Origin of the sequence: Microcoleus sp. PH2017_35_SFW_U_B, from assembly GCF_020737865.1 — a bacterium.
Taxonomy (GTDB): Bacteria; Cyanobacteriota; Cyanobacteriia; order Cyanobacteriales; family Microcoleaceae; genus Microcoleus.
On record NZ_JAEQDE010000128.1, the window covers coordinates 25,299 to 31,707 of the forward strand.

The following is a 6,409-nucleotide window of genomic DNA, read 5'->3' on the forward strand; positions in this document are numbered from 1 at the left end:
TCCCGTCTCACAAACCCGGTTTATACAAAGAAATATCGCCCTCAACCTCGGATTTTCCCTAAGAACGGGTTGATGAACCCACCTCGTGACATACTCCAGAAGCCGAAATCAGACATCAGCAACGCCTGAAGCAGAAAAAATCTCACCCTTCCCCCCTCAGGCTTTCTCCTGAGTTTGCCAGTTGTGCGATCCCGAGGGAAATTTCGCGATCGAGCGTATAAAATTAACCAGCAGTACCGGTTTTATGGTAGTGTTAGTTAATGGTCGTGTCAGACCCACACATTTTAAATCAGCAACAAACCAACGGTGCAGGCAATAGCCTCCCGCGAGTCTTTTCCTCGTAGTTTTTGCACAACATTCAGGGTTATGCCATAAGGACAATCTGCACCAGGCGCAACGCCCTGCAAGGATTGGTTAGCAAACATTAGAATTTCTTCCCAACCAGGAATTGAACATTGGTAGCATCGGTTAATCCATTAACCGTGTCGTATTTCCTCCCTCCACCGCTCGGGTGTTGGGGCTTTCCACATTCCCGTCATGTCTGATGAAAGGCTGCAAAAAATCCTCGCCCAGTGGGGCATTGCCTCTCGCCGTCTTGCAGAACAGATGATTGTAGCTGGACGAGTCCGGGTTAATGGCAATATTGTTCGTTTAGGACAAAAGGCGAATCCCGATCGCGATTTCATCGAAGTCGATGGAGTCCATGTGAAACCAACAGATAGACCGGCAGAGGTCTATCTGTTGCTCAACAAACCCGCAGGCGTAGTTTCTACTTGCAGCGATCCCAGGGCGCGATCGAAAGTTCTCGACTTGCTGCCGCCCAAACTGCGATCTGGTCAAGGCATCCATCCCGTAGGACGCTTAGATGCAGATTCCACAGGCGCCCTATTGCTCACCAATGATGGTAAGCTGACATTTTGTTTGACCCATCCGCGTCACTCGATCGCCAAAACTTATCAAGTTTGGGTGCTCGGCGATCCCCCGGAACCCATACTACAAGCGTGGCGTCAGGGCATTATCTTGTCCGGTAGAAAAACATTACCCGCGAAAGTTAGAGTTATCGATCGCGCGAGAGACCAAACTCTGTTAGAAGTAATTCTATCAGAAGGGAGAAACCGACAGATTCGGCGCACCGCCGAGCAGTTGGGATATCCAGTGGTGCGCCTGCACCGCACAGCCATTGGCCCGATTCAATTGCAGCCCCCCGCAGGGCCGATATTGGCACCGGGCTGCTACCGACCCCTAGAAGATTCAGAAATTATTTTTTTATGGAATCTAGTCAACCTAACATCAATAAGCGTGCCAGTGAATCCCCAGGAGCACAGCATATGACAAAGAATTTATTGTTTTTATTCTCCCAAATAACTAAGAAGAAACTGCACTCCCAAGAGCCAGAAACTCCTCAGAAGAAATTAGCGGCAATAGGATCTCAACTCCGGGAGTACCGCGAACAGCAGTCGATTTCTTTGGACAGAGTAGCTGTCGTAACCATGATTCGGCGGAATCTGCTGCAAGCCATCGAAGACGGCCAACTCGACCAACTCCCCGAACCCGTCTACACTCAAGGTTTGATCAAGCGGTACGCCGAAGCAATGGGTTTGGACGGAACTCAGTTTGCCGACTTTTTCCCGATCGAACCGCCACCGCGATCGACCACCAAGCTATCCTGGCAGAATGGGCCACAATTGCGGCCGATGCACCTGTACCTTTTTTACACATTTCTAATTATCTGTTCAGTCAATGTCTTATCTCAGTTGATGGGCGGTTCTCTGACAACAAAAAACGGTACGGGAACCAAAGAACTAGCTCTTGAGCAAGAACAAGCTCGTTTAGCCCAGAGCGCCTCAAAAAATCAGAAAGCCGATAGTTACGATGCTGTGGAAGCAACAAGAACAGGTCAAAGTTTAGATAAATCTGGCAATAAACCAGTCATGGTTAACGTCAGTTTAAAAGACGAATCATGGATGAAGATTGAAGTTGATGGCAAACCCGAGTTTGAGGGAACTTTGCCTTCAGGAACTGTCCGCACCTGGCAGGCCCAAAACAAATTGGTAGTTCTAGCTGGTAACGCCGGCGGTGTAATGATTGCTGTGAATAACGGACAAGCCGAACAACTCGGAGAATCTGGAGTTGCCAAACAAGTTGTTTTTACCGCCGACGAACTCAAGCCTTCAGCAAAGCCCAAAAATGAAGGATAATCGGGCATAGGGCATCGGGCATTGGGCATGGGACATAGTTAATAGTTAATAGTTAGTCGTTAGTAGTTAGTCGTTTCTCTAATAACCAATGCCCTATGCCCTATGCCCTATGCCCAATTCCCAATGCCCAATTCCCAATTTTCAATTTTTCTGGGGAGCGCGCCCGCAGATGTAAGTCATGGTTTTGAGCCGATCGCGCACCTCCCAATTCAAAGCTTCGCGCCGATACCGCCAGCCCCAATTTCCCTCTGCTTTCCCCGGAAAATTCATCCGCGCGTCGGTATCCAAACCCAACAAATCTTGAAAGGGCACGATCGCCAAATTAGCAATAGAAAACCAACCCATGCGGATTAAAGACCAGTGAATTCCTTGGGGATCGATGCAGCCCAAATAACGCAAAACCTCATCTCTTTCGTAGTTTTGCAGTTGATTGAACCAGCCAACAGTCGTGTCGTTGTCGTGGGTACCGGTGTAAACTACACAGTTACGAACATAATTGAAAGGCAAAAAAGGATCGCCAGGCCCCGCACCGAAAGCAAACTGCAAAATCTTCATTCCGGGAAACTCAAACCGATCGCGCAAAGCTTCCACTTCCGGAGTAATTACCCCCAAATCCTCAGCGATAATCGGCAAATTGCCGAACTTCTCGTTAATTACCTCAAACAAAGCCGTTCCCGGCGCATTAATCCACTCTCCGTCGATCGCAGTTTCCTGCCCGCGCTTCACCGCCCAGTAAGCATCAAATCCTCGAAAGTGGTCAATCCGAGTCACATCTACATAAGCGAAAATCGCCTCAAAACGCTGCACCCACCACTGAAAATTAGTTGCTTCCAAAGCCTCCCAATTGTAAACAGGATTGCCCCACAATTGACCTGTTGCGCTGAAGTAATCCGGCGGAACTCCCGCCATCAAAGCTGGTTCTCCAGTTGCTTCATCCAAACAAAACAAGTCCGGATGCGACCACACATCAGCACTGTCGTGAGCGACATAAATCGGAATGTCACCAATAATTTTAATGTCGCGCAGGTTCGCATAGCGTTTCAACTCAGTCCACTGGCGGAAAAACTCGAACTGCACGTATTTGTAGTAATAAATCTCATTATGTAGCTCCTGCCGCCACTTGTCTAGCGCCTCCGGTTGGCGCTGTGCAATTTCTGGTTCCCAAGTGTGCCAGCTCGTGCCGTTGAAGCTGTCTTTTAGTGCCATAAATAAGGCATAATCTTCCAGCCAACTCGCTTTGCTCTCGCAAAAAGCCGAGAATTCTCTTTGCTGCACCGGCGATGCTTTCGCTTTGAAGTTTTCGCAGGCTTTTTTGAGCAGGGGTATTTTGTGTGCGATCGCGCGATCGAATTCTACTGTATCCAGGGGAAATTCCGGCGAATGAGCTAAATCTTCATCGCTGAGCAATTGCTCGTCCCGCAGAATTTCCGGGCTCAGCATCAGCGGATTTCCTGCCATTGCTGAATAGCACGAATAAGGAGAATTGCCGTATCCAGTCGGGCCCAGCGGCAATATCTGCCAGTATTGCTGGTCGCTCTCTACTAAAAAGTCAATAAAGCGATATGCTTCTATTCCCATATCCCCAACACCAAATCGGCTGGGAAAAGATGTCGGGTGGAGTAAAATGCCGCTAGCTCGGGGAAAAAGCATAATCTATCTAAAGATATAGGAGTTAAACATTGACAATTTGACCGATATTCCCTAGAGGTTAAACTTCGCAGTTTGTAGGGCGATTTTCAGGGCAAATACTTTTGCGATTGTCTCATATTTTCTGCTGGAACGTGGCTAAATATTTGTGTCGCAATCTCATCACAAATGCTGAGGCGATCGCACCCAGTTTATGCACAAGTTTATTTATAACTTTTAAGTGGCTTTCGCTCTATCTGTCTGGAGTCGTACATTGCGATCTCCGGGCCAAACATCAAACAAGTTCCCAAACAGGATGCAACTATATGTCCGCGTTCCAAACCCTGATGCAGTAAGCGATCCGATTTTAGATTTTAGATTCTTCGACCGGAGCGAGCGAACAAGTTTTAGACTTTAGCTTTACTCCACATATTCATCACCGGAGCAGAAACAGGAGTCTAAAATTTTTGGTTTTCTGCACACTCATAGCTTCAGGGGCTTGTACAGGTTTTTGGGCGGGGTCATTGATAATCCAAAATGGCATTAGCCCTCCTGCTCCTGAGAGCCAATGCACAAATCAGCCGACTGTTTTTGTATCTCAACAAACAGTCGGCTGCAAAATTACGGTGAAAATGCTGAGCTTAAGTTTCCTTGTTCAACAATTTCTCAACTTGTTTGAGAGCTATAGTGCCGACATTGTAAGCAGCCCAGCCGCCCGCCAACAAAACCGGACTCAATACTATTAGTATGCGCCAGTCAAAATCCATGAGTTCTCCTCCTAAAGTTTTTTAACAAATTCTCATAATCTATTTGTATCTCATTTTGTCGCCATTCTCCTGACTCCTCAAGCAAATATTGTCGCCGAAAAAGTTCCTCCACAGCAAGGAGCGATCGCGCTTGCAGGACATCGCGCCCCAGTAATTGAGACTGCAACTCGCTCTCGTCAACCTTGATCCGCTGTCCTTACACCAAATTATCCCAAAATCTGCTTGGCAATCCCTTCCACCACTTGAGTTAGAGGGTCTTTAGGGAAGTGCAGGGCAAACACCCCCTTGCTGGCTAACAGCATCATCTTGTCGCTGTGGGGCAGCACCCCTCCAACTGGGATGTTGTAAATACTCTCTACTTGCTGCTTCAAATCCTCGAAATCCAAGGATTCTGGCGCTTTGTTGATCGCGATCAAAATCTTGGGAACTTCTAATTTGCGGGCCACATCTACCGTGACAGCCGTTCCCTGAAAATCTTGCTGATCCGGACGCAGAATCAGCAGCAGGATATCCGAAATCGTGATGCTGAGAAGGGTTTCTTCGTTGAGTCCTGGGTGCGTGTCAATAAATAGGTAGTCTAAGTTCAGAACGTCGATCAGTTCTTGAAAGCCGTCGGTAAGCAGTCCCACGTCGTAGCCTTCCCGCAAAACTCGCGCTATCTCCCCTGCTTTAATGCTCGAAGGAATCAGATAGAGGCTGCCGTTACGGGCTAATTTTGGCAGCAGCGAACTCACATTGTAAGCCGTATCCGAGATCGGACACCTGCCCCACAGGTAATCGTTGAGGCAGCGATCCATGTTGTTCTCGCTGAAACCGAACAGCACGTGAATCCCGGGCGATTGAATGTCTGTGTCCACAATGGCGACCCTGTTTCCGCCGCGAGCGATAATAGATGCCAGGTTTGCAGTCATGTTAGATTTGCCAGTGCCACCCCGGTAAGAGTGGACAGAGATGATTTTGGACATGATAGGCGTATTGCAAAGATTAAACAATTATCTCTTTAAGTCTAATCATTTATGGACTTTCAAGTTTTTGAGATGCTGGACTTTTATTTAGATTCAGTTGTTGATTTATGTCCTCTATAGTTGGGAACCCTGCTTAGCTACGAAGTCTGCCAATCAATCAGACTCTAGAAAAGAAGGCATTAATGAGAGGTAGATCGGATTGTAGTCTACAACCAAAAGTAATCTCAATAACCCGATAGGTAAAATAGATAGAAGGCGTAGTAATTCGGCCGCTAGGCTTAACACCGTCAAAACGGAATGTAAATCATATTTGACCGTAGATTCTACAACGATGACAGGGAGAAACGCGGACAATCAATTATTATGCAATTCACGATCGCATCATATATCATATCGATCGATCTTCCTTGCCGCTCAAATCCTCCTGGTCTGTTAAAGTATCAATCTTTTCCTGCTTCGTAAAACTTACCCAAACTTAACTAAAGCCATCTTTAGCTACAATGAAAGAGTTCACTTCCTGCGCTATTGGGTGGTCGGCCATCCCAAGATAAGCAGGCTATCCCCCAATAGCCTTGGGTTCCCAATTTAAAATATTTAAACTGGCATTAAGATCGCGGTCTACCGACAGACCACAAGCAGGACAATCATAAGTCCGAACGCTGAGTGGCATATCTTTTTTATGCCCGCAATTAGCACAAATCTTAGAACTGGGAAACCATCGATCTACCAGCACTAATTGGGAGCCATACATTTTGCATTTATACTCTAACTGTCGCCTGAATTCGTAAAAACCTAAGTCGGATATTGCCCCAGCCAGCTTGTGATTTGCCAGCATTCCGCTGACATTCAAGTC

At 47.2% G+C, this 6,409-nt stretch carries 7 protein-coding genes; 2 read left to right on the forward strand and 5 right to left on the reverse strand.

Annotated elements, in window-relative coordinates; all coding sequences use genetic code 11:
- Window positions 1-284: 284 nt before the first annotated feature.
- On the reverse strand, window positions 285-425 hold the full coding sequence (locus JGK36_RS29940; RefSeq protein WP_293180186.1) for a hypothetical protein: 141 nt from the start codon (window positions 423-425) through the stop codon (window positions 285-287).
- A gap of 112 nt (window positions 426-537) precedes the next feature.
- On the opposite strand from JGK36_RS29940, the gene JGK36_RS29945 reads away from it, so the two are divergent.
- Together JGK36_RS29945 and JGK36_RS29950 are read left to right on the forward strand one after the other, a co-directional pair.
- Window positions 538-1,332 (forward strand): pseudouridine synthase, encoded by a 795-nt coding sequence (locus tag JGK36_RS29945; RefSeq protein WP_293147750.1) that lies wholly within the window; start codon window positions 538-540, stop codon window positions 1,330-1,332.
- Window positions 1,329-2,198, forward strand: a complete 870-nt coding sequence (locus JGK36_RS29950) for a RodZ domain-containing protein (protein WP_293198547.1) — start codon at window positions 1,329-1,331, stop codon at window positions 2,196-2,198. Before JGK36_RS29945 ends, JGK36_RS29950 begins: the two co-directional genes overlap by 4 nt.
- Before the next feature lie 141 nt (window positions 2,199-2,339).
- Here the strand turns inward: JGK36_RS29950 and malQ are convergent, their stop codons facing one another.
- From malQ to JGK36_RS29970, 4 genes are all read right to left on the reverse strand, one after another.
- Complete coding sequence (malQ, locus tag JGK36_RS29955; protein WP_293180177.1) at window positions 2,340-3,848, reverse strand: 4-alpha-glucanotransferase; 1,509 nt, start codon at window positions 3,846-3,848, stop codon at window positions 2,340-2,342.
- A 617-nt stretch (window positions 3,849-4,465) separates the two neighbouring features.
- Window positions 4,466-4,591 (reverse strand): photosystem II protein Y, encoded by a 126-nt coding sequence (locus tag JGK36_RS29960; RefSeq protein ID WP_265235804.1) that lies wholly within the window; start codon window positions 4,589-4,591, stop codon window positions 4,466-4,468.
- A 206-nt stretch (window positions 4,592-4,797) separates the two neighbouring features.
- Window positions 4,798-5,556 (reverse strand): MinD/ParA family protein, encoded by a 759-nt coding sequence (locus tag JGK36_RS29965; RefSeq protein ID WP_293147654.1) that lies wholly within the window; start codon window positions 5,554-5,556, stop codon window positions 4,798-4,800.
- Between the two features lie 556 nt (window positions 5,557-6,112).
- The coding region (locus JGK36_RS29970) for an RNA-guided endonuclease TnpB family protein (RefSeq protein ID WP_293198549.1) at window positions 6,113-6,409 on the reverse strand (297 nt) is incomplete at its 5' end.

Bases quoted from the DNA above. Each gene is read 5' to 3' on its own strand.
- JGK36_RS29940 (WP_293180186.1), bottom strand. From the start codon at position 425: ATGTTTGCTAACCAATCCTTGCAGGGCGTTGCGCCTGGTGCAGATTGT.
- JGK36_RS29945 (WP_293147750.1), top strand. From the start codon at position 538: ATGTCTGATGAAAGGCTGCAAAAAATCCTCGCCCAGTGGGGCATTGCC.
- JGK36_RS29950 (WP_293198547.1), top strand. From the start codon at position 1,329: ATGACAAAGAATTTATTGTTTTTATTCTCCCAAATAACTAAGAAGAAA.
- malQ (WP_293180177.1), bottom strand. From the start codon at position 3,848: ATGCTTTTTCCCCGAGCTAGCGGCATTTTACTCCACCCGACATCTTTT.
- JGK36_RS29960 (WP_265235804.1), bottom strand. From the start codon at position 4,591: ATGGATTTTGACTGGCGCATACTAATAGTATTGAGTCCGGTTTTGTTG.
- JGK36_RS29965 (WP_293147654.1), bottom strand. From the start codon at position 5,556: ATGTCCAAAATCATCTCTGTCCACTCTTACCGGGGTGGCACTGGCAAA.